The following is a 25,649-nucleotide window of genomic DNA, read 5'->3' as shown; positions in this document are numbered from 1 at the left end:
GATGGCGGGTCAAGAGGGTGGCGCCTGCATCCGCGCCAATATCCCCTGCACCATCTCCTCCACCCTTGCCCGCAGCGCATCGGGTGCCCGCACCAGCACCTCTGGTCCTAACCCCAGCAGCAGGCGGGCCGCCTGATCAACCGTCTCGAACGGCAGGGTGATGTCGGCCCAGCCATCAGCATCCACCGGCCCCGCCGCCGCCACGGCCTCGGCGGCGTAGGCGCCCTGACGGGACAGCAGATCACGGCCAACCCCACTGACCGACAGGTCCGCCCGTTCGGGACGCAACCTTTCCTCGAATTCCGCCAGATGCCCTGCCCAGAAACCGGGCAGGTGAAAATCCAGGGGCCGCACGAACCCGTCCCGCGTCACCGTCAGCGTCCGGATGGACGCCACCTTGAACACCAGGGTGCGATCCCCGGACAGCGCCGCGAAGTACCAGGTGCCAGCCTTCAGGACCAGACCCAGCGGATCGATGGTCCATTCCCGCTCACCCTTCCAGCTCTCGTACCGCATCACCACCCGCCGGCAATCCAGCACGGCGCGGGCCAGATCGGGCAGGAACGGCGTCGGTTCGGCCACGCGGTACCAGTCGGCGGCATCCAGGTGGAAACGGTCGCCCATGCGCCCCGCCTCCTCCCGCGCCTGGGCCGGCAGGGCCAGCATAAGCTTGTTCCAGGCCCTTGCCGCCGCCTGCCCCACGCCCAGCGCACCGGCCAGCCCCGGCAGGCCGATGGTGAACATCGCCTCCGCCTCGTCACTGGCCAGCCCGGTCAGACGGGTGCGGTAACCCTCCAGAAGCTGGAACCCGCCGCCCGGCCCCCGGTCGCCATAGACCGGGACACCCGCCGCACTCAACGCGTCAATGTCGCGATAGATGGTGCGTTCCGACACTTCCAGTTCCGCCGCCATCTGCGCCGCCGTCAGGCCACCGCGCAGTTGCAGCAGCAACAGCAGCGAAAGAAGCCGGCTCGCCCGCATTTTCGCCCCCCGACAATTAACTGACACAGGATGTCAGGTATAGCGCGGCACAATGTCCCCGTCGCCCAGCAAAACGGGCAAGACCATCGGATGGAGGGAAAAATGACTGATGAGACCGGCGGCATCGCCCGCCGCCCCGTTCTGCAATCGGCCCTCGGCTTGGCCGTGGGGCTGGCCGCCACGGCGCTGCCGGCAGCGGCGGGGGATACGGCAGAGGGGCGGCCCGGCGATTTCAATTTCCTGGCCGGCGAATGGCGGATCAGCCATCGCCGGCTGAAGCCGGAAACGGGCGAATGGGATGAATTCACGGGCGAGGCCACCTGCTGGACCATCCTGAACGGGGCCGGCAGTATCGAGGAACTACGCATCCCTGCTCGCAACTTCGCCGGTGTGGGTATCCGCCTGTTCGAGACGGACCGGAAAATCTGGTCGGATTTCTGGGTGAACGCCAAAAGCGGGGTGCTGACCACCCCCGGCCTGACCGGCATCTTCCGCAATGGCGAAGGCGTGTTCGAGGCAGACGAGATGGATGGCGATCAGCCTATCAAGGTACGCGGCACCTGGGACCGCATCACGCCCAACAGCCACCGCTGGCATCAAACCGTCTCACATGACGGCGGCAAGACCTGGCAGGTGAACTGGACCATGGATTGGGTGCGGGCTTGAGGCGGAAATGGGGCGCGGCGGATCAGGCCGCGCCCTCAAACGCATCAGAATGTAAAGCGCACGCTGGCCTTCACCGGCACCGACCAGCGGCTGCCGGTATTGTTGATGCTGGCCAGCCCCAGGCCACCAATATCGGCGTCATCATCATTCAGATCACCGGAATAGCGCAGGCCCGTCTCCAGCCCCACCGACAGGGCCGGGGCCGCCTGCCACAGGAAGCCGACATCCAGCCCCGCCCCCCAGACGGTGCTGTCGCCATAAAAACGGACATTGTTCAGGGCAATGTTGGCATCGGGAATGGTGAAGGTGGCATTGATCTTATCCACCCACTGCACACTGGCCCGGCCCGCGACATAGGGATGGAAATCCCCGCCATCGGTCAGGAAATAGCGGTAGCCGGCATCCAGGCCCCAGTATTTGTAATCATCAAAGCGGCCAAATACCGGCAGGGTGGTGTTCAGCGCGGGTACAGCGGCCCCGCCCACCTGCAACCGTCCGCCATCGGCCCAGCCATAGGTCAGGGCACCAAACAGTTCCGACTGTCGATCCAGGCCATAGGCAAACTCACCCTGCACGGCATAGAGCGTGCCATAGACATCGTCGTAATCGCGCGACTGGATCTGCAGGGTGGCGGCCACCCCGGCCAGCGAGGGGTTCAGCGGCCCCAGATCGGCGACCGGGGCATTGGTGCCGCCATGGACATCACCGTCCAGGACAAATTCGGGCCCGCCGCTCAGGCTGAAGGACAATTCCCCCGCCTTGGGCGTGCCCGACGGGGCAGCCAGGGCGGGAAGGCAAAGCGCGGTGGCCAGGAAGGTACCGGCGGCAATGGCATTCTTGTTCATTATCGAAGCTCCTTGGAGGTCGGTTCCCTGGTGGCAACATGTGCGCACCTGTGCCGATCTCTACGGCGCCCCGATACGGGCGGATCAGACAACCAATGGCCTAAACGGTTCCGAAAATTGGCGGGTCTTGACTTTCCCGAACCACTACCCCCGGCATAATCCGGGTTGGAAACCGGATTACCTCTTGATGCCCTCGTCCGTCAGCACCACCACCGGATATCCGCGATATTCCGCCGGCGCCCCATGGTCGGGGCCGGCCACGCGCAGGAAGATGCGCCCTTCCCCGATGCCGGTGCCCACCACGGGGCGGCCGGCATCCGTCAGTTCCTTGAACAGGGTGCGGGCGGCATCAGCGAGGGGGTGCTTTTCGGGAATCTGCGGATCGGTCATGGGGCTTTTTGGGCTCTGATTGGGTCGGGCGACACTCTGCCCCACCCGCCTGACGGGGTCCAGCCCGGCTTTCAGACCCCGGCCCGGATGCAACCGTCCCCCCTCGTCACCGCATAACAACGGTTCCATGCGTCGGTCGCAAAACCTTCGCGATGCGCAAGAACGACTTTGGTCGCGGGGCCAATTTCGGTAACCGCGTTACATAATTCATGGTAACCGGTTACCATAAAAATGCTTACATCTTAATGCCTTATTCCCATTGGGGATTTTTGGTATCGGGAACAAAATTACCGAGTTCGCACTACAAAATTGGTACTGCGGGTGCCCGACCGATCCTGTCGCCCACCCCCACCGTTCCTTTCCGTCAGGCGGGAAAAGCCTTTCCGACCATGACGCGGCGCACCCGGAAAGCTTCACAAAGATTACCGGATGCGTCATCGTGCGAAACCATAAAGACGGCCGGCATAATCCTGAAACGGAACACCGGCACCCTGGGCCGCCTGCCGAGACTAGGAACTTTTCCAAGAGGGGGAATCGGATCGCATGAAAATCGCCATTCCGAAGGAGCGCCGGGCGCATGAGCTGCGTGTCGCAGCCACGCCGGATACGGTGCGCAAATATATCGGGCTGGGTTTCGAGGTGGTGGTGGAAACGGGCGCCGGCCTGGGTTCCGCCATTACCGATGATGCCTTCACCGCCGCCGGGGCGACCATCGCCGCCGACGTCACCAGCACCCTGACCGGTGCCGACATCATCCTGAAGGTTCAGCGTCCGCTGGCCGAGGGTGAGGGCGATGTGAATGAGCTGGCGCTGATCAAGGAAGGTGCCATCCTGATCGCCGGCCTGTCGCCCTATGGCGCGCCGGAAACGGTGGCCGCCTATGCCGCCGCCAAGATCGACGCCTTTGCCATGGAGTTCATGCCGCGCATCACCCGCGCACAGAGCATGGATATCCTGTCCAGCCAATCGAACCTGGCCGGTTACCGCGCCGTGATCGAGGCCGCGAACGAGTTTGGCCGCGCCTTCCCCATGATGATGACCGCCGCCGGTACGGTTCCGCCGGCCCGCGCCCTGATCATGGGTGCCGGTGTCGCCGGTCTGCAGGCCATCGCGACCGCCAAGCGCTTGGGCGCCGTGGTGAGCGCCACTGACGTGCGTCCGGCCACCAAGGAACAGGTGGAATCTCTGGGCGGCACCTTCGTCGCCGTCATGGATGAGGAATTCCAGCAGGCACAGACCGCCGGCGGCTACGCCAAGGAAATGTCGAAAGAGTATCAGGCCAAGCAGGCGGCCCTGATTGCCGAGACGATCAAGAAGCAGGATATCGTCATCACGACGGCCCTGATCCCCGGTCGCAAGGCCCCGATCCTGGTCACTGACGACATGCTGAAGACCATGAAGCAGGGCGCGATCCTGGTGGATCTGGCCTGTGAACAGGGTGGCAATGTCGAAGGCGCCGTGGCCGGTGAGGTCGTGGAAAAGTACGGCGTGAAGATCGTGGGCCGCATCAACATGCCGGGCCGCATCGCCGTGGACGCCTCCGCGCTGTATGCCAAGAACCTGCTGAACTTCATCACGCCCTTCGTGGACAAGGACACGAAGACGCTGAAGATGAATTGGGAAGATGACGTGGTGAAGGGCACGGGCCTGACCCGTGACGGCGCTGTTGTCCACCCGTCGTTCAACAAGCCCGCCGCCTGAGGAGCCAGATAATGATCCTTGCCAATGCGGACAGCGGTGCGGAACTGCTGAACAATCTGGATGCCGCGCGTGAGCAGGCAGTCCAATTGACCGAACGCATTTCGATGCTGGAGGCGCAGCTTGCCAATGCTGGCGGCATGCCCTTCATCGTCATCGGCCTGACCGTCTTCGTGCTGGCCTGCTTCGTAGGCTATTACGTCGTCTGGAAGGTGACGCCGGCCCTGCACTCCCCCCTGATGGCCGTGACCAACGCTGTGTCGTCGGTGATCATCGTCGGTGCGTTGATCGCTACCGGTGCCGCCGATAACGGCCTGTCCGCCCTGATGGGTTTCCTGGCTATCGTGCTGGCCAGCGTCAACATCTTCGGCGGCTTCATGGTCACACAGCGCATGCTGTCCATGTACAAGAAGAAGGCGCCATCCGGCGCCGCCAAGAAGTGATCGGGGAGGAACCATAATGCTCGTCACCGCATCGCTTCTCTATCTCGCCTCCGGCGTGCTGTTCATCCTGGCCCTGCGTGGCCTGTCCAGCCCGGAAACCGCCCAGACCGGCAACCGTTTCGGCATGATCGGCATGGCGCTGGCCATCGTCACCACGCTGATCGCCCTGCCGGCGCTCACCGGCAAGTCGCTGGAATTCACGCGTCTGGTCATGATCGTGGCCGGCATTGCCATCGGCGGTGCCGCCGGTATGGTCATTGCCAAGCGCATCCAGATGACCCAGCTGCCGCAGCTGGTGGCCGCCTTCCACTCCCTGGTGGGTCTGGCCGCCGTGTTCGTGGCCGGTGCCGCCTTCTACTCGCCCGAAAGCTTCAATATCGGCAAGACCGGCGACATCCATGTCGGCTCGCTGATTGAAATGAGCCTGGGCGTGGCCATCGGCGCCATCACCTTCACCGGCTCCGTGGTCGCCTTCCTGAAGCTGGATGGTCGCGTCAGCGGCAAGCCGCTGGTGTTCGGTGGTCAGCACATGCTGAATGCCGGCCTGGGTATCGCGCTGGTCGCCCTGATCATCCTGCTCTGCATCACGCAGTCGCCGCTGCTGTTCTGGATCATCGTCATCCTGGCCCTGGCGCTGGGTCTGCTGTTGATCCTGCCCATCGGTGGTGCTGACATGCCCGTGGTTGTGTCCATGCTGAACAGCTATTCCGGCTGGGCGGCGGCGGGCATCGGCTTCACTTTGCAGAACAATCTGCTGATCATCACCGGCAGCCTTGTCGGTGCCTCAGGCGCCATCCTGTCCTACATCATGTGTAAGGGCATGAACCGCTCGATCATCAACGTCATCCTGGGTGGTTTCGGTGGTGATGCCGCCGCTGGTGCCGCCGCCGGTGGCGCTGCCATCGACCGCAGCTTCAAGGCCGGTTCCGCCGACGACGCCGCCTTCATCATGAAGAACGCGTCCAAGGTGATCGTGGTCCCCGGCTATGGCATGGCCGTCGCCCAGGCCCAGCACGCGCTCCGCGAAATGGGCGACCTGCTGAAGAAGGAAGGCGTGGAGGTGAAGTACGCCATCCACCCCGTCGCGGGCCGCATGCCCGGCCACATGAACGTGCTGCTGGCTGAAGCCAACGTGCCCTATGACGAGGTGTTCGAACTGGACGAAATCAACCGCGATTTCGGTCAGGCCGACGTGGCCTATGTCATCGGCGCCAACGACGTGACCAACCCCGCCGCCAAGACCGACCCGGCCAGCCCCATCTTCGGCATGCCGATCCTGGATGTGGAAAAGGCCAAGACGGTGCTGTTCATCAAGCGGTCGATGGGTGCCGGTTACGCCGGTGTCGAAAACGAACTCTTCTTCCGTCCCAACACCATGATGCTGTTGGGCGACGCCAAGAAAGTGACCGAAGAGATCGTGAAGAACCTGTCGGGCAGCGGGCACTGATCGCCGCTGACTGATTGACAGGAAGTAAGGAAGGGCCGCCCTGCAAAGGGCGGCCCTTTTCCGTTGGCGGCTGGCGCGGGGCGGGGATGAAGGAAGGCAGGGTTGAGAATATGTGCCTCTCTGGCCTGCGCCGGGGAGGCAATTTCTAAGTTCCAAGCGACCGCTTGTTTAAGGTTAGAGCCACAAACTTAAATATAACTGTGGATAACTGATCCTTATTAAACTTTACGGCCGCCCCGCTCACTTCGGTGCCAGATACCGCACGGGGTGGCTATCGCGCAGATTGTCGATCCAGCCGGCGACGTGGGGCGCCACCAGATGGCGGCTGGTGGCGAAGGTGACGGGCATCAGGGCCGCGTCGGACAGCAGCAAACCCTCGGCCCGCTGCAACGCCTGGGCAAAATCGGCACGGCTGGCGGCACTGTCGGCGACGGCCATGGCCGCGTCGAAGTCGGGGTTCTGATAGCCGTTGCCGTTGCGCTGTTCCCGGCTGCGCATGATTTCCAGATACTTCTCCGGGAAGACCCAGAACCATTCGCGCAGCATCAGGTCGGGATAGGAACCATCCCGCATCCGTCCCAGGACCACCTTGGATTCCTGGTTTTCCAGCAGCGTCTTCACGCCCAGTACCGACTGCCAGCGGGCAGCGATGGCGACGGCCATCTGCTTGTTCGCCTCCTTGGTCGCATAGAGCAGCGTCAGGATCAGGGGCCGGTCGGGGCCGTACCCGGCCTGGGCATAGAGATCGCGGGCCAGCGCGTCACGCGCATCCTGTGTCCAGGCGGCCTGGGCCGGCAGGGCTGGCACGTAATCGGGCAGGCCCGGCGGCACGAAGGTAAAGGCCGGTTCCCCATCGCGCAGGATGCGCCGGGCAATCCCCTCCCGGTCGATGGTCAGCGACAGGGCCAGACGCAGGGCGCGGTTCGATTTCCACGGCTCCCGCCGCAGGTTGGGCGCGATGAAATTGATGCCGGCACGCGGGGCCAGACGGAATTCGGCGGGCAGGTTCTCGCGCACCCAGTCGATCTGGCTGGGCGGCACCGTCTCCGTAATATCCAGTTCACCGGCCCGGAACCGGCGCAGCTCTGCCTGCGTATCCTCGGTCGCATAGAACCGCACCCAGTCATATGCGACCCCTGCGGTGCCATGGAAATGCGGATTGCGGGCCACCGTCACATGTGACTGCGGCACCTGTTCCACCAGCATATAGGCGCCGTTGGAGACAAGGTTGCCGACCCGCGCGAACCCATCGCCATATTTCTCCACACTGGCCCGGTGCACGGGATATGTCGCGCGGTGATAAAGATAATCCGTGAAATTGGGCTTTCGCGCCTTCAATCGGACCTGCAAGGTGCGGTCATCCAGCGCCACCACCCCCAGACTGTCAGGCGGCAGCCGACCAGCCGCAATCTCCTCGGCATTCTGGACCGGATAAAGGAAATCCGCGAACAGCGGGCGGGTGGCCGGGTCCACGGCGCGGCGCCAGGACCAGACGAAATCCGCCGCCGTCACGGCACTGCCATCGGACCAGCGGCCATCGGCGCGCAGATGGAAGGTGTAGGTCAGCCCATCCTCACTGACGGTCCAGCGCTCCGCCGCGCCCGGCACCATGCGGCCCGCCGCATCGGGTGTCAGCAGCCCTTCGAACAGGGATGTCAGGATACGGCTGTCCCCGGCACCCACGGCCCGATGCGGGTCCAGGCTTTCACTGTCGGGACCATTGCCAACACGCAGCACCGTCTCTGCCGCCACAGGCAGCGCACAGAACAGGCAGAATAGCAAAGGCAGAAGGCGGCGCAGCATCGTCGGCCCCTGGTCCACAATAGAAACCTGCGGGCAGAGTGGCCCTTATGGCCCTCAAAGTCGAGTGTGCGCTGCGGCGAGGCGGCATTCCGTCCGGATGCTTGGGCGATGTCCTGTCAGGTCTGGGGCTGCACGATTAGCCGCCAGACATCGACAAGCGCCACCCGCCCCCGCAGGGAGAAGGCGCCGATGGGGGCCAGGGGCATGTCGATGGTGCAATTACCGGCGGCGCGGACCGTATCGTCGCTGACCAGCACGACATAGCATTCATCGCCCATCATCTCCCCGCCCAGCGCCTCCAGACGGGCCGCCGTGTTCACGGTGTCGCCGACGATGGTGTAATTGATACGGGTCGCAGCGCCGATATTGCCGACAATCACGGGGCCGGAATGCACACCGACGCGCAGGCAGACGGGCGGACGCCCGGCGACGCGGGCCTCTTCCGCCTCCTCCGCTACCACGCTGGCGATGGCATGGGCGGCACGCAGGGCGCGGGCGGCATGGTCGGGCTGTTCATCGGGCGCTCCCCAGAAGGCCATGACGGCATCGCCGATGAACTTGTCCACGGTCCCGCCCTCGGCCTCGATACAGGCGGCGATGCGGGTGAAATGCCGGTTCAGCCAGTCTGCCGTCTCCTGGGGCGACATCTTTTCCGCCATGGCGGAGAAACCCTTGATGTCGGTGAACAGGACCGTCACCTCCCGTTCTTCCGACGGGATTTCGGATTGCGCGCCGTCGCGCCGGATCAGGCGCAGGACCAGCGATTTCGGCACATAGGTCTCAAACCAGCGCAGGCCACTGATCATGGCGTTGAAGGCGGCGGCGGCGTCCGCCACCTCCCGGAACCGGCTGTCGGGCAGACGCGGCACATTCTGGAAATCCAGGTCGCGCAGGGCAACGGCAGCCCCGGACAGCAGGCGGATGCGCCGGCTGATCATCTTGCCCACGACCATGGCGGCCAGAACCGACCCGATCAGGATGCTGAACCCGACGATCAGCAGATGCTGGAACCGTTCGATCTCGCGGTCCACATCCTCTTCCCGCATCACCGCGACCAAGGTAAAGGGATGCTCGCCATAGTCGGAGATGGAACGCAGCAGATAGAAATACGAGACGCCATCCACCTCCGCCTGCCGGAACTGCACATCACTGCGCCGTTCATGCACGCGGGTATCGATCTTCTTGCCTTCGTTCCATTTCGCCAGCTTGGTCCCCACCCCATCGGGTCCGATGACGGACCAGATGGCGGCGGCGATGGGGTCGCCCACTTCCTCCAGGGTCGGCAGGGGCGGACGACCCGTGACCTTGGAGAAGTCGAACTTGCGTTCCGCCAACGCCGGGTGGGCCAGGACATAATGATCATCGAACAGGATGAAGGCGGAGATATCGTTTTCCATGCCCTTGTCGGCGTCCCGCAGGAAGCGCGACAGGCCGTTGAAGCCCACGACCGACGCGACGGCGCCGATGAACTGCCCATCCTTGCGCAGCGGGCCCTGCACCGGCATCACGGTGGTGGCGATCTCGTCGGCCCAGATCGGGTCCAGCCAATGCGGCGACCCGGTCTTCAGAACATCGGCCAGGATCTCCGCCGCGTCAGCCGGCTTGTCCATGGAAAATGCCGATTCGGTGTTGACCATGCGGGTGGCGCCCAACAGCCTGCCATCTTCTGCCCGCAGCACGCCGATGCCCGCCACCTGCGGCGTGGCGGCCAGCGCCCCGCGCGTCAGCGTCTCGATCCGATCCTGATCCTGGATCGAGACCTGCCCCATGGCCAGCAGGTTGGTCAGATAATCCACCTGATTGCGGGCCGGGTCGAGTTGGGCACGTACCCGCGCCTCCACCATGTTCATGGCCAGCTCGGCCTTGTCGGCCAGCAGATTGTAGGTGTTGCGGCCCGATGTCTGCACGCCCAGCCAGAAGACGCTGGCCACGGCCACCAGCATCAACCCGCCGAAACCCAGCGTCAGGACAAGGGTGATGGGCAGGCGCCAGCGGCCTTTATGGGCTGTCGTCTCTTCACATCCGGGCAAGGTCAGCATGGTCTTCATAGGCGCGGACGGTACAGGAGCGGGGGTAGGCCGGCAATAACCGGCCCTGTCTCAGCCTTCGATAATGGTCTTTATCCAAAGGCCGGGTCGTGGTTCCGTGCCCGGCGGGATGTTGTTCAGCACACGAAACCGTTCCTCGGCATAGTCCTTGATGGGCATGGCGGCCACGAAATCCGCCACCTTCTGGCCCGGCTTCACCTGCACCACCTTGATGCGGTATGGTTTCAGCCCCGCCTTCTCCGCCGCGGTCAGGCGGCGGAAGCCCTGGGCCGTGGACAGGAACCCGGCATCCAGGCGACCCGCCTGGTCCAGCCCCGCCGTGAACAGGAACCGGTAATAGCTGCCATTGGTGCCGGCGATGGCCACCAGCCGCGCAAAGAAGGGACCATCCTTGCCGGACAGGCGCGTAATGGCGGTGGCGGCGGGCAGCCCGTCAATGGTCAGGGAGCGCAGATCCGACAGCGGGGCGCCCTTGGCCCAGACGCTGACAATATGGTCACCGGCGCTGAAGGCACCCTGGGCCGGCGCCTCGCTGAACACCATCTGCGCGCCGTCGGGGCCGATACCCACCACAGCCTTGTCGCTGTTCAGCAGGCGGAAGCCGTTCGGCACCTCAAACCGCAGTCCCAGGCCGGGATGGGCAAAGACGCGCCCCCGGACGAAGCCATGATCGGGGCTGTCGCCATAGATCATGCCGTCGATGGCCTGCATATATTCATCCTGCCGGACCAGATAGCTGGCACCCGGCGTGACATTGGCCGCTGCCGCCGCCCGCTCGGCCCGGTCGCCCGTAGGCGGATGGGTCTGGAGATAGGAGAACTGGTCAGCCTTGCCCGCCTGCCCGGCCAGCAGAGCCTCCAGCTGTGCATGCCGGCCCATGGAGGACAGGAACCCCGCCATTTCGCGCGGATCATAACCCGCCGCCGTCATATAGCGGATGCCCAGATTGTCGGCCTGCAGCTCCTGCCCGCGGGAGAAGCTGGCGAGCGCCGCCTGCGCGCCCTGCTGCGCCATCTGGCCCACCTGCTGCCCCAGGAAGATGCCGGCCAGCACCGCCCCGCCCTGGGCCAGCACGCCGCGTCCGTAGCGGTCGGCGGAATGACGGGCGGTAACATGGCCGATCTCGTGCCCGACCACGCCCGCCAGTTCCGCCTCGCTGTTGGCCAGCGCCATCAGGCCGCGGCTGACATAGACATAACCGCCGGGCAGGGCGAAGGCGTTGATGATGGGGCTGTCCAGCACCGTGAAAGTGTAGCGGGTGCCGGGAATTTCCGTCTTGGCCGCCAGCTGCTGTCCCAACCGGTCGACATAGGCCTGAACCTTGGCATCGGCGTATTTGCCACCGAATTCCTTCAGCATCTCCGGATGCTGCTGCGCGCCGATGGCCGCTTCTTTTTCCGGCGGCATCAGGCCCGTCATCTGCCGGTCACCCGTGACGGGGTTGGTCGAACAGGCCGCCAGATAAAGCGGCAGCAGCAGGGGCAGAAGCAGTTTCGGGGCGCGGCGGGCCATGGTTTTTCCTTCCCGGTCGGTCGGTTCAACAACCCTTATGCCAAAGGGCGGGCCGGCGTGGGAAGTCATCCGGTTGGCGAAACCGGCTCAGCCTTTCGCGCGGCTCAGCTCCAAAGTCATGAATTCCAGACGCCGTGCCACGTCGCGCAGCATGGGCAGGGCGATGCGGGGAAACTCCTCCATCAGCCGGAAAAAGGCGTCGCGCCCGATGCGCAGGGTGGCGACATCGCCGACAGCAAAGGCCGTGGCCATGCGTGGCCGGTCGCACAGGATCGACACCTCACCGATGATGCCGCTACCGGTGAAGGTACCCAGGTCGATAGGGCCGGATTGGGTGTCGATCACCATATCCACCCTGCCCTCCAGGATGACATAGGCGGCGTCCGACGCCTCGTCCTGGCGGAACAGGGCGTCGCCGTCACGAAAGCAGGCGGGTTCGCTGGTGAAGGCCAGCAGCTTCAGCTGTGCCGTCTCCACATCCTTGAACAGGGGCAGGCGCCGAAGCGCCTCGACCTGCGCGGTCAGGCTGGCGATCAATCTTCCCTCCCTGTGGCGCCGGTTTATGATGGGGCGCCTTGTTATATAAGTGGTGCCGCAACCGCCCCCCTCTGTCCAGCCCTAGCCCACCATGACCCTTGCCCAATATCCGCAACCGATCCTGTTCCGGGCACAGCCGATGCGGCCGGGCGACGTGCCCGCACGGCTGGACCAGGCGGAAATGCTGACAAGGGAAGGGGCAGTGATGCTGGCCTGGGGTGGCCTGCCCCTCACCATAACGCCGCCGCCCGGCGTGACACTGACGCCGCTGCCCGGCGCGCAGGAAAGCGCGGAGGAGCCGGGCCTGATGCTGGATGCCGACGGCCATGTGGCCAACCAATCGTGGAAGAAACGGCGGGCGGCAGCCCTGCTGGCCCTGTTCGCCGGCATGCGGCCCCGCCTGATCGTGCTGGATGGCGCGCCCAGCCTGTTCCGTTTCGAACTGCGCCCCCTGCTGGAAATGGCCCGCCGCCGCGATCCGGCGCCGGCGGTCAGGGTCTGGCCGGAGGGTGCGGTGATCGGGCTGGAACTGGCGGGTTTGGTGGGTTAGGCACAGTCGAGATTCATGTCAGCTTCAGAAAATCCGCCTCCCCGGCGAAGGCCGGGGAGGCGACTTATCAACGTCAGCAAATACTCTCGTTGTCCCCTTGGATCAGATCACCAGCCGCCTAGACCGCCCCCTCAGGATGGAACATATATCCCGTCCCCCGGATGGTGCGGATATAGCCGGGATGGTTGGGATTGACCTCGATCTTCTTGCGCAGGCGGGTGATACGCACATCAATGGCGCGGTCGAACGGTTCTGCCTTGCGCGTATGGGCCAGTTGCAGCAGCTCATCACGGCTCAGTACCTGATTGGGCCGCTGCACCATGACCGACAGAAGATCGAATTCCATGGCCGTCAGGTCCACGACCCGGCCATCGGGTTCATGCACCAGCACCCTGTCATCCCGTTTCAGCAGCCAGGGGCCGAACCGGATATGCAGGTCACCGGCGGGCAGCGGCGAAACCGCCCGGACCGTGCGGCGCAGGACGGCCTTCACCCGTGACAGCAATTCACCCAGGTCGAACGGCTTGCAGACATAATCATCGGCCCCCAGATCCAGCCCGGCGCTGCGGTCCCGCGGGCTGGTGGCGCCCGTCACGATGATGATGGGCGGGCAATCGGCGCCGCGTTCGCGCAGCCATTGCATGATCGTGTAGCCATGATCATCCGGCAGCCCGATATCCAGGATCACCAGATCGGGCGTGCCTGCCGCCATCTGGGCACGGAAACTGGCCCCGTCGGGGGCCGCCAGGATGGTAAAGCCCTGACCGGACAGGAACTCGGTCAGCATGCCCCGTAAATCGCTGTCATCCTCGACAATGGCGATCGTCTGCGCGCCCATGGACGTACCGATAAAAATGGTTAACGGGATGCAGTAAGGGCAAAATCCCGTTGCCGTCAACGAGTATACGATTCCAGCCTGCTTACCGACGCCAGAAAGCAGAACGGCCCGCCTTTCAGGGAGGGGCCGTTGCAATCATCGGGGTCTGCCGGACGGGATTAGGCCGGCGGCAGGGTCAGGCACTTCTGCCCGGCCTTCGACAGTTGCGCGCAGGCGCGGCGCGCCGTCTTCTCATCCAGGCCGGTCAGGCGGGCGCGGTACAGGGTGCCCTTGGCCGTGGACACTTCCATCAGGTGCGGCGTGGCGCTGTCCAGAAGGGTGCCTGCCTTCTGCGTGGCCTGGTTCACGGCCCGCTGGCTCTGCATCTTGTCATTATAGGCGCCGACCTGGATGGCCCAGCCGCCATTGGCCCGCGATGCCGGCACGCTGGCAACCGCCGGAGCGGCATTGGCGGTGCCGACAATGCTGTCGGACACGGCGGCCACCACAGCCTCAGGCGCCGTCGGCTTCGCGCGGGTCTTGCCCTTGGTGGGCTTGGACTGGTTGCTGGCCACCAGCATGGGCGCGCCGCGCTTGCCGGTGAAGGCATCGTCCAGAAGGTCGGCCATATGGTTGTCGCGCCAGGTACCGGTCTGGCCGCCGAACACCACACCGATCAGGCGGCGGCCATTGCGCTCTGCCGAAGCAGCGAGGTTGAAGCCGGACGCCCGGATATAACCGGTCTTCAGCCCATCCATGCCGTCATACCGGCTCATCAGCCGGTTATGGTTGCGATGGACAGCACCCTTATAGGTGAAGGAAGACGCGGAGAAGTACGGGTAGTATTTGGCGTGATCATAGATCAGGCTCTGCGCCAGCCGCGCGAAATCACGGGCCGTGGATAGCTGACCGGCATTGGGCAGGCCAGAGGCGTTGCGGAAGGTGGTGCGGGTCATGCCCAGCTGGCGCGCGCGGTCGGTCATCATGCGGGCGAAATTCGCCTCGCTGCCGCCCAGCGCCTCCGCCAGGACCACGGCGCAATCATTGGCCGACTTGGTCACCAGCGCCTGGATGCACTGTTCGGTGGTCACGCTGTCGCCCGGCTGCAGACCCAGCTTACTGGGTTCCATGTTGGAGGCATGGCGGGAAACTGCCAACGGCTGGTTCAGGCGGATCTTGCCGGCATCCAGCGCATCAAAGACCAGATGCAGGGTCATCATCTTGGTCATGGAGGCCGGGAAATTACGGGTATCGGCGCTGGCTTCATGCAGCACCTCCCCCGTCTTGGCGTCAATGACGATGGAGGCATATTTGGCGAGTGCCGCGACGGGGGTGGTAATACTGACCAGGGCCGCAAGGGCGACGGCGGTCACCATTCTGCGGGAACGGTCTGTAGAGCGCCGCCATACCGTCGTGAATCCCATGCCCAGTCCCCCTGCACACCGTCTGATGTCTCGCTTTCCGGCAAAGCTAAAGGCGATGATTATCAATGTCTAGCGGGAAGTCGTTAAGAAACGCCTTCACATCCGCCAAATTACGGCTTCATTTCAAGGACCTGCCCATAGGGCATACCCGCTTAGGATTGCTTCAGGCCTTGGCACTGGGGCGGTCGGCAATGCTGGCCAGCCAGCGCTGGATATTGGGCATCGCCTCAAGCGTGATCGCGCAAAGGCGTGGAAAGAAGGTCAGGGTGGTGTAGGCGGTGATGTCGGCGATGGTGAAACGGTCACCCGCGATGAATTCCGTCTGCCCCAGATCCTTGTCCAGCCGCGCCAGACGCTTCTCCGCCTGTGGCTTCTGCGCCTCGGCATAGGCGGGCACCTGACATTCCAGAGCGGCCATCTTGGGATGGGTGTGGCGGAACACGCTGGCCAGGGGCAGCAGCAGTTCGAATTCCATCCGCCGCTGCCACATCTCAATCAGGGCGCGTTCCTTGGCATCCCGTCCCATCAGGTTGGGTTCGGGATAGAGTTCCTCCAGATACCGGCAGATGGCGACGCTTTCGGAAATGACGGTGCCATCCTCCAGTTCCAGGGCCGGAACCCGGCCGCTAGGCACCCGCGCGCGGTAATCGGGCGACAGATGTTCCCCCTTGCCGATGGTCACCAGCCGGCGTGGAATATCCACCCCCTTTTCCGCCAGGAACATGCGCACGCGGCGTGGCGTTGGGGCGATCGCGTCATCATAGAGCAGCATGGCATCCTCCCGTTGTTATGACTTCAGCTCACAATGCAGGGTTCAAAGCCGGCAATCCATGGCGTCAATGTGGCAAGTGCTTCGGAATCCGGCGAAAGCGGGGTGATTTCGTGACTTCCGCATCAAGGCGGGAACCAAGGCTTTTCCTCGTTGTTTTTCCCTCGAAGCCGCCCGGGATGGGACGGCACGACATGCAACGGAGGGACATTATGTCGAAGATCAAATTCGTTCTGGCTACCACCGCCGCCATCATCGCCTTCCCGGTTCTGGCCCATGCCGCCAAGACTGACAAGGGTTTGGAGAACCTGTCCGGTGTGGGACAGGAAGCGGTCGCCATGTATGACAAGCTGCAGGGCTCCAAGGCCCTGGCCATCGCCGATGATGGCGCCGTCGGCTATGCGTCGGGCGTTGACAGCGGTGAGGCCCGAATCGCCGCCCTGGCCCGTTGCGCCGAGGTGACGCGTGAGACCTGCCGCGTGATCTCCGTCGATGGTCAGGCCGTGACCGGCGGCAGCACGCTGGGCGAACTGGCCCGCAACCACACCGACGCCGCCGACCTGCGCGGCGAGGTCGTGGCCGACTATGAAAAGGCCGCCGGCGCCAAGGCCCTGGCCATGTCGGATGACGGTGCCTTCGGCTGGGTGGTCCGCGATAGCGAGGAACAGGCCCGTGCCGACGCCCTGATCCAGTGCGAGGCGAGCGGCACCAACTGTTCCATCCAGGCGTCTTCTGCCGGCGCCACCGCGGTGCAGTAAACCGGTCCAGTGATGGACAAATCGTGGCCGGGCGGGGATCACCCCGCCCGGCCCTGTTTATTTTTGGCGTCCCGCGCGCTAAGCCTTTCTCAGCAAACGGGGCGGCAAGCCCCGGCCAGAGATAAGCAAAGGGGACAAGCCATGCGGCGCATCGGTGTGATCGGGGCCGGGGCCTGGGGAACGGCGCTGGCCATGGCGGCGGCCCGTGCCGGGGCCGAGGTGGTGCTGCAAGCGCGTGAAACCGACGTGGTCGAAAGCGTGAATGCGCGGCATGAGAACAGCCTGTTCCTGCCCGGCATCCCGCTTGACCCCGCCATCCGCGCCACCGCGTCCATGAGTGAGGCGGCGGATGCCGATGCCCTGCTGCTGGTCACCCCGGCACAGCATCTGCGCACCGCCTGCCGGGCGTTGAAGCCCGACCTGAAGCCGGGCGTGCCCGTCATCATCTGCGCCAAGGGGATCGAGATCGAGACCGGCAGCCTGATGAGCGAGGCGGCAGAGGCCGAACTGGGCAGCCAGCCCGTGGCCGTGCTGTCCGGCCCTACCTTCGCGGCAGAGGTTGCCAAGGGTTTGCCCACCGCCGTGACGCTGGCCATCCGGGACGAGGCGCTGGGCCGCCGCCTGCTGGCGGCCTTGGGCGGGCGCACATTCCGCCCCTATCTGTCGGATGATCTGGTGGGGGCACAGGTGGGCGGGGCCGTGAAGAATGTGCTGGCCATCGCCTGCGGAATCGTCCATGGCCGCAACCTGGGCGACAATGCGCGCGCCGCCCTGATCACGCGCGGTCTGGCGGAAATTGCCCGGCTCGGCGCGCGACTGGGCGCACGGGCCGAAACCCTGATGGGCCTGTCGGGCCTGGGCGACCTGACCCTAACCTGTTCGTCCCTGCAATCCCGCAACATGTCCCTGGGCGCGGCCCTGGGTCAGGGGCGCAGCCTGGAGGAGGTGCTGGGCGAGCGGCGTTCGGTGGCCGAAGGCGTCTATACCGCCCGCGCCGTCACGAAACTGGCGGCTGCCAAGGGCGTGGACATGCCGCTCTGTCAGGCCGTGGACGCCCTGCTGAACCATGGCGCCGACCTGGACGCCATCATCGACGCCCTGATGACGCGGCCCTTCAAGACGGAAACGGTTTAAGGGAAAGCGGGGCGGCCCAACCGGACCGCCCCACCCCGCTACGGCTTAGTGCCGGAAATGGCGCATGCCGGTGAAGACCATGGCCAGCCCACGCTCGTCGGCGGCGGCTATCACCTCTGCGTCGCGCATGGACCCGCCCGGCTGGATCACCGCCGTCACGCCGGCATCGGCGGCGGCCAGCAGGCCATCGGCAAACGGGAAGAAGGCGTCCGACGCCACGACCGAACCCTTGGTTCCCGCCTCTTCCAAACCGGCGGCCTTGGCAGCGTCGGCGGATTTCCAGGCGGCGATGCGGCTGCTGTCCACGCGGCTCATCTGCCCGGCACCGATGCCCACCGTGGCCCCGGCCCTGGCATAGACGATGGCGTTCGACTTCACATGCTTGCCCACGCGGAAGGCGAACAGCAGGTCGGCCAGTTCGGCCTCGCTGGGCGCGCGCTTGGTGACGACCTTCAGGTCGGCCTGGGCAATGCGGCCATTGTCGCGGGTCTGCACCAGATAGCCGCCGGAGACACTCTTCACGAACAGGCCTGGTTCCGCCGGGTTGGGCATGGAACCGGTCAGCAGCACGCGCAGGTTCTTCTTTGTGGCCAGGAAGGCCTTCGCCGCCTCGTCCGCGTCGGGCGCGATCACCACTTCGGCGAACAGCTTGGCGATCTGCTCGGCGGTGGCCGCATCCAGGGTGCGGTTCATGGCGATGATGCCGCCAAAGGCCGACACGGGATCACAGGCCAGGGCGCGCGTGTAGGCGTCCAGCAGAGTATCGCCCTCGGCCACGCCACAGGGATTGGCATGCTTGATGATGGCGATGGCCGGGCGGTCAAACTCCGACACCAGCTCAAACGCTGCATCCGTGTCGTTCAGGTTGTTGTAGGACAGTTCCTTACCCTGCAGCTGCGTCGCGGTGGCGATGCCGGGGCGCTTGTCGCCGGTCGTGTAGAAGGCCGCCGACTGGTGCGGGTTCTCGCCATAGCGCAGGGTCTGACGCAGCTCCCCGCCGAAGGTCAGGCGCTGGGGATATTCCTGGCCCAGTTGACCCGCGAACCAGCGGGAAATGGCGGCATCATAGGAACCGGTGCGGGCATAGGCCTTGGCCGCCAGGGTGCGGCGGAAGGACAGGGTCGTCTGGCCGTCGTTGGCCTCCAACTGGCTCAACAGCTCGGCATAGTCCGACGCATCGGTGACCACGGCCACGAAATCATGGTTCTTAGCGGCACCGCGGATCAGGGACGGGCCACCAATATCGATATTTTCGATGCAGGTCTCAAAATCCGCACCCTTGGCCACCGTCGCCTCGAACGGGTACAGGTTCACCACCACCAGATCGATGCCGGGGATGTCGTGGGCCGACATGGCGTCGGTATGGGTGGGGAAGTCACGGCGGGCCAGGATGCCGCCATGGATCTTGGGGTGCAGGGTCTTGACGCGGCCATCCATCATTTCCGGAAAACCGGTATGGTCGGACACTTCCGTCACGGCGATCCCGGCATCGGCCAACGCCTTGGCAGAACCACCGGTAGACAGGATATGAACGCCGCGCGCGGCCAGGGCCTTGCCCAGATCGATCAGGCCCGTTTTGTCAGAGACGGAGATGATGGCGCGGCGGATAGGGACGAGATCGATGCTCATGGGTCGTGATCCTGGCGGATGGTACATGGAACAAACGGAACCGGGCCGATCCATCTGGACCGGCCCGGGGATGAGAGTGCACCCGTAGGCGCATTAACTATCTATATCGCTGCCTTCGCGGCGCAGGCCCCATTTCACCAGGGTTTCCCCCGGCTGCGTGGTGCCGCGCAGCACGATCTGAGTGGTCGCCCGTGGATCGGCGCCCTGCCCCAGATAGACGCTGTCAGTGGTCTCGATCTCCGCTCCGCTAGCCCGGAACTTCCACAAGGCGCCGGATGGCAGGCGCAGAAGCAGTGCCGCCTCATCCTCCAGCATGGCAACACGCACGCTGGGATGCAGGTGGAAGCGGACGGCAAATTCATGGCTGGCGGAACCGGCCAACCGATCCTGGCCGCGCAGATCCTCTCCGCTTTCGGCCAGGAACAGGCGGCGGAAATGGATAAGGCTGCCCCGGTCACCATACCCATCATGATAGGCATCGACCAGGGTACCGGCGTCGCCATCCTGGCGGTCGACATGGACATTGGCGGGGCGCCGGGATAACCCGCCCTCATCATTCACGCCGCTGGAATTGGTATCATCGATGGTCAGCGTGGAATGCGCCGCGGTGGCGGCCAGGGCGGCGCGCCATGGCCCCTGGTCGCCCGGATGCGCCCCGCAATTCACAATCAGGCGTTCACGCCCGATGCTCATCTCAAACGACAGGGTGCCGGCATGGGCATGTTCATCCAGGCCAGGTGCCGGCGGTAGACCCGTATCCATCAGGATACAGGTGCGGCCCGCCGTGATGCGTTCAAACCCGATATGCGGGGTGGATTTCAGCGGACGGCCCCGCGCATCGGCCTGCCCCAGGACAGTGTCGATCAGCACCGCCTCGCCTTCCTGCGCACCATTGAACAGGGCAAGGCCCCCGTCGCCATGGCGGAAGAAACGCAGGGTCGGGGTCATGCGGTCGATGGCGTGCTGCACCGCCTCGGGCACATCTTCGCGCCCGGCCCGGCAACAGCCACGGATATCGATCAGGTGGCGCAGCACCAGAAGCTGGGCCGCCGGCGAATGTTCGACATGGCCGCCATCGGGCAGCACCTGCTTCGGCAGTTCCCGGTTCAGCAGGGCGCGGGCCCGTTCCGCGGCGCGCGACAGGCCCGACAGGCACAGGCCACCATAGACCATGCCCTTCAGCGTACCCAGCAGCGCCGCCCCTTTCAGCCGTCCCGGAACCGTATGTTCCAGAAACCGGACCTGACGGGCCAGACTGTCAAACACGCGGGCGCGCAGCTCATCATCGGCGCTGGCCAGGAAGAAATCATGCTGGCCGATCCAGGCCGTGACGCGGGTGGCCAGCACATCGGGCGCCCAGGCCACGGGATGCCAGCGCTTCCCGAACATGTCCAGCCAATGGCTGACCAGTACCCGCGCCTGCCGCCGGGCCGCATCACCGCCCGTGGCGCGCAGATGGCGCAGCCAGTCGAAACCATGCATTTCCGCCAGCCAGGGGGCCGACGCCGTCGGTTCCAGCCAGGGCGGCATCTCGCCCGAAAAACCCTGCCCGGCAAAACGGAAGCGATTGTTCAGCAGATCCTGCCCATGATGGGCATCGCCGGGCCAGGGATCGGGCGGGACCAGCGACAATTGCCTGGGCGCCGGCCCTGACAGGGCCATCATCTGGTACAGGCCGGTCGCGCGGTACCAGCCGCCCGACCCTGGCTTGAACCTTTTATGCGCCATGCCCCCGGCCATGCTGCGCGATCAACCGTTCTGGCCGCGCAGGGCGCGCATATTGGCTTCATAGGCCGACGGCCCACCGACAAAGGTCGCCGTACCAGCCACCAGCACATCGGCACCTGCCGCAATGCACTGCTTGGCCGTCTCGATATTCACACCGCCATCGACCTCCAGGTCGATCTGCCGGCCGCCCTGAGCGTCCGACACGGCGTTGATGCGGCGGCGCAACTCGGCAATCTTGTCCAACTGGGACGAAATGAAGCTCTGTCCGCCAAAGCCGGGATTGACCGACATGACCAAAACCAGATCCAGATCACCCAGCAGATAATCCACCATCGACAGCGGCGTATGCGGGTTCAGCACGATGCCCGGCTTCTTGCCCAGAGACCGGATCAGTTGCACCGTGCGATGCGGGTGCGCACCGGCCTCGGGATGGAAGCTGATAATGTCCGCCCCGGCATCGGCGAAGGCCTGGATGAAGTTATCGACCGGTGCGATCATCAGATGCACGTCGAAGACCTTGGCCGTGTGCGGGCGCAGGGCCTTCACAACACCGGGGCCGATGGTGATGTTGGGCACGAAATGCCCGTCCATCACATCGATATGGATGTAATCCGCACCGGCGGCGTCGATGGCGCGCACCTCCTCACCCAGGCGGGCAAAGTCGGCGGACAGGATGGACGGGGCGATCTTGACGGGCTTGGTCATCATGGACCCGGTTGGTATCAACATCAGGCCCCGCCGACAAGCCGGGTTCGGCGCATGAAAGGCCGGTTATCGACACATGGCGGTTGGTCAAGGGGCCGGGTAGAGCCATTGCAAACCCTGGATCAGACCCACGGGAAACGTCGTTTCGTGATAGGTGCCTTGGGACACTTCCGATGTGACCTGCAGACCTTGATATTTGCGCGCCCGCAGGCGTTTGGCCATATCCTGCTGATCAGCCACCATATCACGACTTTGATTATAGCGTTTATCGCCGGGCTTGGCCGCCTCGAACGACCCGGTGGTCATATAGACCCTGGCCTTCAGGTCCTTGTGACCCTTGGCATAATCAGCCTCCAGCGTGCGCAGGGCATAATCCTTGTACCAGATGGACGGGCTGGTCAGGATATAGCTGCTGAAATGCTGCGGCTGGGTGAACAGCACCCACAGGCCGAACAGCCCGCCATAGGACTGGCCCACCAGGGTACGGCGGGCCGGGTCGATGCGGTAGGTGTTCTCAACCAACGGCATCGCCTCGTTCACCAGGAAATCCAGATAGGCCTGCGCCCCACCGCCAAGCCGTCCGCCGCCAGCATTCTCGTCGATCCAGGGCGTCAGGTCGCGGCGGCGGCTGTCCATGCCATTCTCGCCCTTGGCGGTGGGCAACCCGACCAGGATGAATTCTTCCAGCCGTTTCAGATTATGGGCCAGCCGCGTGATGCCCGACGCCACCTGGAACGTATAATCGCCATCGGTCAGGTACAGCACGCCATAGCGCCTGCCTGCATTCTTCGGGTCCGCATATCCCGGCGGCAGCTTCACATAGAGATCGTAGGTTCGGCCATTCTGCGCCGATGTCACGGTATGGACGCTGGTGCGTTCGACCTGATAGGCGGGAAGGCTTTCCTGGGCGTGGGACGCCGGAATGGTGAACAGCAGGGCGGCGGCCAGAAACCAGGCAAAACGCATTCGGGATTTCCCCATCGGGTTGCAGAGATGAGGTCTGTGTATGAATTTCCAGATTGCCCGGTCAAGCGCCGATCCTGGCCGGGCAAGGCTACTGGATCGGTGATAACTTCGATGATCCCTTGCCGGAAATGACCCGTTCGACCGCATGTTGATCGCGCAGGCCAGGATGGAGGCTTTGCTGCTGGTGACGGCGGATGCAATGATCCCAACCTATGAGGTCAAGACCCTGTCGGCGCGGGCGTGAGAAAGGGTGGTCCCATGGTTGAGGTGCATGTCATTCCGGCACTGACCGACAATTACATTCACATCCTGCATGACGCGGCCCATGGCATCACCGCCGTGGTCGATCCGGGGGAGGCAGGGCCGGTGCGTGCCTTTCTGGCCGACCGCGGCTGGCGGCTGACCCACATTCTGGCCACCCATCATCATGGCGACCATATCGGCGGCATCAACGACCTGCGCGCCGACAGCCACGCCACCCTGATCGGCCCCAGGGCGGAGGTCGATCGCATTCCCGAAATGGACGCCACCTATGGCGATGGCGACCGCTTCACCCTGGGCAGCCAGACCGTCCATGTCTTCGACACGCCGGGCCATACGCGTGGCCATTGTACCTTTTTCTGTGAGGAGGCACGGCTGCTGTTCAGCGGCGATACAATGTTCTCGCTCGGCTGCGGGCGTCTGTTCGAAGGTACCCCAGCGCAGATGTGGGACAGCTTGTCAAAGCTACGCGACCTGCCCCCCGAAACCCGGATTTATTGCGGGCATGAGTATACGGCCAGCAATGCCCGTTTCGCCCTGTCCATCGACCCGGACAATCTGGCCCTGAAGGCCAGGGCGGAGGAGGTGGCGGCATTGCGGGCCAAGGGCCTGCCCACCATTCCCGCCCGCCTGTCGAACGAACTGGCGGCCAATCCCTTCCTGCGCGCCGATGACCCGGTGCTGGCGGCCCATTTCGGCCTGACCGGGGCGCCGCAGGCCAACATCTTCGCCGCCATCCGTAAGGCGAAGGATGATTTCCGGGGATGATCCCGCCCCCGCCGCCCCCATACCTTGCTGGCCATCCCTGGCGCAATGGTTTGAACCGGCTTCGAAACGAAATAGCTTTCTAGAAACCCTTCCGCCAACGGAATGAATTTCATGAACCATCTGACGCCAAGGAAGATCATTGACCTGCTGGACATGCGCCCGCATCCCGAAGGCGGCCATTATGTGGAAACCGTCCGGGCGGCCAGCCCCGATGGCGGCCGGGCGGCGCATACCGCCATCTATTTCCTGTTGCAGGCGGGGGAATATTCCCACTGGCACCGGGTGCTGGATGCCGATGAGATCTGGCATTTCCATGCCGGCGCGCCGCTGGTCCTGACCATGTCACCCAATGGCCATGATGCCTCGGCCCACCATCTGGGCGGCGATCTGGCCGCTGGTCACCGGCCCCAGATCATCGTGCCCGCCGGTCACTGGCAGACGGCGGTCAGCCTGGGGGCCTGGACGCTTGTGGGATGCACCGTGGTGCCGGGCTTTGAGTTCGCGAAGTTTGAACTGGCCCCACCGGACTGGCGTCCCACACCACGCGCACCATCAGGAGCCTGACCGCTCCCCCCGCCGCCAGCGGAACAGCACGCGGCCCAGCGGGGCCAGCATGGCGCCCAGCATGACGATGGCAACCACCTGGATCGCCACCAGCAGGGGGGCATCCAGATCGTCATGGATCATCCGTTCCCCGAACACGGCCATGCCGCCCCCGGCGATCAGCAACAGTGCCATCATCCGCACCGGCGCCACCGGTGCCGCGCGACGCATGTCGGCGGCCAGGAATAGGGCCGACCCGATGGAGATGACGGGAAAGCACCAGGGGCAGAACAAGTGCACCAGTTCCGGCATCTCCTGCGCCGCCGCATCCTGATGCCCGCTTTCCCACAGGACCAGCATCCAGAACAGGGCGGCCGGCAGCCAGATCAGCCGTTCCCAGCCGCGCCGTCCCGGCACGGAAAAGGAAATGGCCGCGAACCCGGCCAGCAGCGCCGTCACCAGCGCCAATCCCTGTTCCGCCAGCCAGTCGGCCCGCGTCACCACCAACGACAGGTCGCCGCGCACCCCATGCCAGGTGGTGGCCAGCAGCATCAACCCGATGGACAGGACGGCCCAGCGCAGCAGCCGCAGAACCGGCGGCGGTAGACGGCGGGCGGGGGTACCCTCCGCGCTCAACCGGTCGATCAGGTGGCTTACGTCAGCCATGGTCCACATCCTTCCGCAACAATTGCCGCAGCCCCGCGATCCCACGATGCACGGCCACCTTCAACGCCCCGACGCTGACGCCGCTGGCCTCGGACGCTTCCTTCAAACTCATGCCCTGGACCTTCAACATGTCGATGGCCACCCGCTGCCGCTCCGGCAATTGCGACAGAAGCGGGCCCAGATTGACCGTTGGCGGCACATCCGCCTCTGGCTGCGGCACCGTATCGGCAAGGCCGTCATCGAATTCCGTCTCCACGGCCCGGCGGCGATAGGTGCGGCGCAGGGCATCCGACAGCCGGTTGCGCGCAATGGAACCCAGCCAGGGCCCCACCGGGCGGCCCGGCTGATAGGTGGGCAGTGCCTGGTGCAGGGCCAGCAGCGCATCCTGCACGAAATCCTCCAGATCGGCGGGCCGGGCCAGCTTGCCACGCCCCACCGCCCGAACCAGGGGCACGGCGGCGCGCAGAAAGGCGCCATAGGCCGCGCGGTCGCCCTCCTGCGCGGCGGTCAGCAACCGGCCCAGATCGGCATCCTTGTCCGTCACCAGAACCCCATCCGGCC

The 25,649-nt window shown here is 64.8% G+C and carries 25 protein-coding genes; 9 read left to right on the top strand and 16 right to left on the bottom strand.

Going from position 1 to position 25,649, the window contains the following annotated elements:
* Nucleotides 1-9: 9 nt before the first annotated feature.
* On the bottom strand, nt 10-981 hold the full coding sequence (locus ACT6Q8_RS00295) for a helix-turn-helix transcriptional regulator (protein WP_444733836.1): 972 nt from the start codon (nt 979-981) through the stop codon (nt 10-12).
* Between the two features lie 102 nt (nt 982-1,083).
* Between ACT6Q8_RS00295 and ACT6Q8_RS00290 the strand changes: the two genes are divergently transcribed.
* Nucleotides 1,084-1,647, top strand: coding sequence for a hypothetical protein (locus ACT6Q8_RS00290; protein ID WP_444733837.1), 564 nt, complete (start codon nt 1,084-1,086; stop codon nt 1,645-1,647).
* 44 nt (nt 1,648-1,691) lie between these two features.
* Here the strand turns inward: ACT6Q8_RS00290 and ACT6Q8_RS00285 are convergent, their stop codons facing one another.
* Together ACT6Q8_RS00285 and ACT6Q8_RS00280 are read right to left on the bottom strand one after the other, a co-directional pair.
* On the bottom strand, nt 1,692-2,492 hold the full coding sequence (locus ACT6Q8_RS00285; protein ID WP_444733838.1) for a hypothetical protein: 801 nt from the start codon (nt 2,490-2,492) through the stop codon (nt 1,692-1,694).
* Between the two features lie 177 nt (nt 2,493-2,669).
* Nucleotides 2,670-2,882, bottom strand: a complete 213-nt coding sequence (locus ACT6Q8_RS00280) for a hypothetical protein (protein ID WP_054166743.1) — start codon at nt 2,880-2,882, stop codon at nt 2,670-2,672.
* Nucleotides 2,883-3,425: 543 nt separating this feature from the next.
* Between ACT6Q8_RS00280 and ACT6Q8_RS00275 the strand changes: the two genes are divergently transcribed.
* Genes ACT6Q8_RS00275 through ACT6Q8_RS00265 form a run of 3 tightly spaced genes read left to right on the top strand, consistent with a single transcriptional unit; the run spans nt 3,426 to nt 6,470 of the window.
* Nucleotides 3,426-4,583: a Re/Si-specific NAD(P)(+) transhydrogenase subunit alpha gene (locus tag ACT6Q8_RS00275; RefSeq protein WP_054166744.1), complete on the top strand. Its 1,158-nt coding sequence runs from the start codon at nt 3,426-3,428 to the stop codon at nt 4,581-4,583.
* An 11-nt stretch (nt 4,584-4,594) separates the two neighbouring features.
* Nucleotides 4,595-5,023 (top strand): NAD(P) transhydrogenase subunit alpha, encoded by a 429-nt coding sequence (locus ACT6Q8_RS00270; protein WP_054166745.1) that lies wholly within the window; start codon nt 4,595-4,597, stop codon nt 5,021-5,023.
* A gap of 16 nt (nt 5,024-5,039) precedes the next feature.
* Nucleotides 5,040-6,470, top strand: a complete 1,431-nt coding sequence (locus ACT6Q8_RS00265) for an NAD(P)(+) transhydrogenase (Re/Si-specific) subunit beta (protein ID WP_054166746.1) — start codon at nt 5,040-5,042, stop codon at nt 6,468-6,470.
* Nucleotides 6,471-6,710: 240 nt separating this feature from the next.
* Here ACT6Q8_RS00265 and ACT6Q8_RS00260 read toward each other — a convergent pair whose 3' ends face one another.
* The 4 genes from ACT6Q8_RS00260 to ACT6Q8_RS00245 form a co-directional block, all read right to left on the bottom strand.
* Complete coding sequence (locus ACT6Q8_RS00260) at nt 6,711-8,273, bottom strand: peptide ABC transporter substrate-binding protein (protein ID WP_444733839.1); 1,563 nt, start codon at nt 8,271-8,273, stop codon at nt 6,711-6,713.
* Between the two features lie 116 nt (nt 8,274-8,389).
* Nucleotides 8,390-10,312, bottom strand: coding sequence for an adenylate/guanylate cyclase domain-containing protein (locus tag ACT6Q8_RS00255; protein WP_444733840.1), 1,923 nt, complete (start codon nt 10,310-10,312; stop codon nt 8,390-8,392).
* Between the two features lie 60 nt (nt 10,313-10,372).
* A complete protein-coding gene (locus tag ACT6Q8_RS00250; RefSeq protein WP_444733841.1) occupies nt 10,373-11,833 on the bottom strand; it encodes a M48 family metalloprotease in 1,461 nt (486 codons plus the stop codon).
* An 87-nt stretch (nt 11,834-11,920) separates the two neighbouring features.
* Nucleotides 11,921-12,370 carry a cyclic nucleotide-binding domain-containing protein gene (locus ACT6Q8_RS00245; protein ID WP_444733842.1) on the bottom strand — a complete coding sequence of 150 codons (450 nt, stop codon included), beginning with the start codon at nt 12,368-12,370 and terminating at the stop codon, nt 11,921-11,923.
* Between the two features lie 91 nt (nt 12,371-12,461).
* Here ACT6Q8_RS00245 and ACT6Q8_RS00240 point away from each other — a divergent pair, with 91 nt between their 5' ends.
* Nucleotides 12,462-12,920, top strand: a complete 459-nt coding sequence (locus ACT6Q8_RS00240; protein WP_444733843.1) for a hypothetical protein — start codon at nt 12,462-12,464, stop codon at nt 12,918-12,920.
* Nucleotides 12,921-13,038: 118 nt separating this feature from the next.
* Here the strand turns inward: ACT6Q8_RS00240 and ACT6Q8_RS00235 are convergent, their stop codons facing one another.
* The 3 genes from ACT6Q8_RS00235 to ACT6Q8_RS00225 all read right to left on the bottom strand — a co-directional run bounded on the left by ACT6Q8_RS00235 (nt 13,039) and on the right by ACT6Q8_RS00225 (nt 15,933).
* Nucleotides 13,039-13,758: a response regulator transcription factor gene (locus ACT6Q8_RS00235; protein ID WP_444733844.1), complete on the bottom strand. Its 720-nt coding sequence runs from the start codon at nt 13,756-13,758 to the stop codon at nt 13,039-13,041.
* Between the two features lie 158 nt (nt 13,759-13,916).
* Nucleotides 13,917-15,113 (bottom strand): D-alanyl-D-alanine carboxypeptidase, encoded by a 1,197-nt coding sequence (locus ACT6Q8_RS00230; RefSeq protein WP_444733845.1) that lies wholly within the window; start codon nt 15,111-15,113, stop codon nt 13,917-13,919.
* A gap of 211 nt (nt 15,114-15,324) precedes the next feature.
* On the bottom strand, nt 15,325-15,933 hold the full coding sequence (locus ACT6Q8_RS00225; protein WP_054166753.1) for a glutathione S-transferase family protein: 609 nt from the start codon (nt 15,931-15,933) through the stop codon (nt 15,325-15,327).
* A gap of 209 nt (nt 15,934-16,142) precedes the next feature.
* Between ACT6Q8_RS00225 and ACT6Q8_RS00220 the strand changes: the two genes are divergently transcribed.
* Both ACT6Q8_RS00220 and ACT6Q8_RS00215 read left to right on the top strand, forming a co-directional pair.
* Nucleotides 16,143-16,688 carry a hypothetical protein gene (locus ACT6Q8_RS00220; RefSeq protein ID WP_054166754.1) on the top strand — a complete coding sequence of 182 codons (546 nt, stop codon included), beginning with the start codon at nt 16,143-16,145 and terminating at the stop codon, nt 16,686-16,688.
* 141 nt (nt 16,689-16,829) lie between these two features.
* The gene (locus ACT6Q8_RS00215) at nt 16,830-17,822 is read left to right on the top strand and encodes an NAD(P)H-dependent glycerol-3-phosphate dehydrogenase (RefSeq protein WP_444733846.1); all 993 of its coding nucleotides are present in this window, start codon (nt 16,830-16,832) and stop codon (nt 17,820-17,822) included.
* 45 nt (nt 17,823-17,867) lie between these two features.
* Here ACT6Q8_RS00215 and purH read toward each other — a convergent pair whose 3' ends face one another.
* From purH to ACT6Q8_RS00195, 4 genes are all read right to left on the bottom strand, one after another.
* Nucleotides 17,868-19,451 (bottom strand): bifunctional phosphoribosylaminoimidazolecarboxamide formyltransferase/IMP cyclohydrolase, encoded by a 1,584-nt coding sequence (gene purH / locus ACT6Q8_RS00210; protein WP_444733847.1) that lies wholly within the window; start codon nt 19,449-19,451, stop codon nt 17,868-17,870.
* A gap of 93 nt (nt 19,452-19,544) precedes the next feature.
* Nucleotides 19,545-21,179 carry a heparinase II/III family protein gene (locus ACT6Q8_RS00205; protein ID WP_444733848.1) on the bottom strand — a complete coding sequence of 545 codons (1,635 nt, stop codon included), beginning with the start codon at nt 21,177-21,179 and terminating at the stop codon, nt 19,545-19,547.
* A 21-nt stretch (nt 21,180-21,200) separates the two neighbouring features.
* Complete coding sequence (gene rpe, locus ACT6Q8_RS00200) at nt 21,201-21,908, bottom strand: ribulose-phosphate 3-epimerase (RefSeq protein ID WP_444739323.1); 708 nt, start codon at nt 21,906-21,908, stop codon at nt 21,201-21,203.
* Between the two features lie 63 nt (nt 21,909-21,971).
* Nucleotides 21,972-22,850 (bottom strand): alpha/beta hydrolase, encoded by an 879-nt coding sequence (locus ACT6Q8_RS00195; protein ID WP_444733850.1) that lies wholly within the window; start codon nt 22,848-22,850, stop codon nt 21,972-21,974.
* Between the two features lie 258 nt (nt 22,851-23,108).
* Between ACT6Q8_RS00195 and gloB the strand changes: the two genes are divergently transcribed.
* Nucleotides 23,109-23,879, top strand: a complete 771-nt coding sequence (gloB, locus tag ACT6Q8_RS00190; protein ID WP_054166795.1) for a hydroxyacylglutathione hydrolase — start codon at nt 23,109-23,111, stop codon at nt 23,877-23,879.
* Between the two features lie 111 nt (nt 23,880-23,990).
* The gene (locus ACT6Q8_RS00185; RefSeq protein WP_444733851.1) at nt 23,991-24,443 is read left to right on the top strand and encodes a cupin domain-containing protein; all 453 of its coding nucleotides are present in this window, start codon (nt 23,991-23,993) and stop codon (nt 24,441-24,443) included.
* On the opposite strand, the gene ACT6Q8_RS00180 is transcribed toward ACT6Q8_RS00185, so the two are convergent.
* Together ACT6Q8_RS00180 and ACT6Q8_RS00175 are read right to left on the bottom strand one after the other, a co-directional pair.
* A complete protein-coding gene (locus tag ACT6Q8_RS00180; protein ID WP_444733852.1) occupies nt 24,432-25,088 on the bottom strand; it encodes an NrsF family protein in 657 nt (218 codons plus the stop codon). The genes ACT6Q8_RS00185 and ACT6Q8_RS00180 overlap by 12 nt on opposite strands.
* A complete protein-coding gene (locus ACT6Q8_RS00175; protein ID WP_444733853.1) occupies nt 25,081-25,632 on the bottom strand; it encodes a sigma-70 family RNA polymerase sigma factor in 552 nt (183 codons plus the stop codon). Before ACT6Q8_RS00175 ends, ACT6Q8_RS00180 begins: the two co-directional genes overlap by 8 nt.
* Nucleotides 25,633-25,649: the final 17 nt, after the last annotated feature.

The organism is Niveispirillum sp. (assembly GCF_052437035.1).
In the GTDB taxonomy this organism is placed as follows: Bacteria; Pseudomonadota; Alphaproteobacteria; order Azospirillales; family Azospirillaceae; genus Niveispirillum.
The sequence above is the reverse complement of the archived record's forward strand: the minus strand, read 5'-3'. Positions and strand labels throughout refer to the sequence as shown.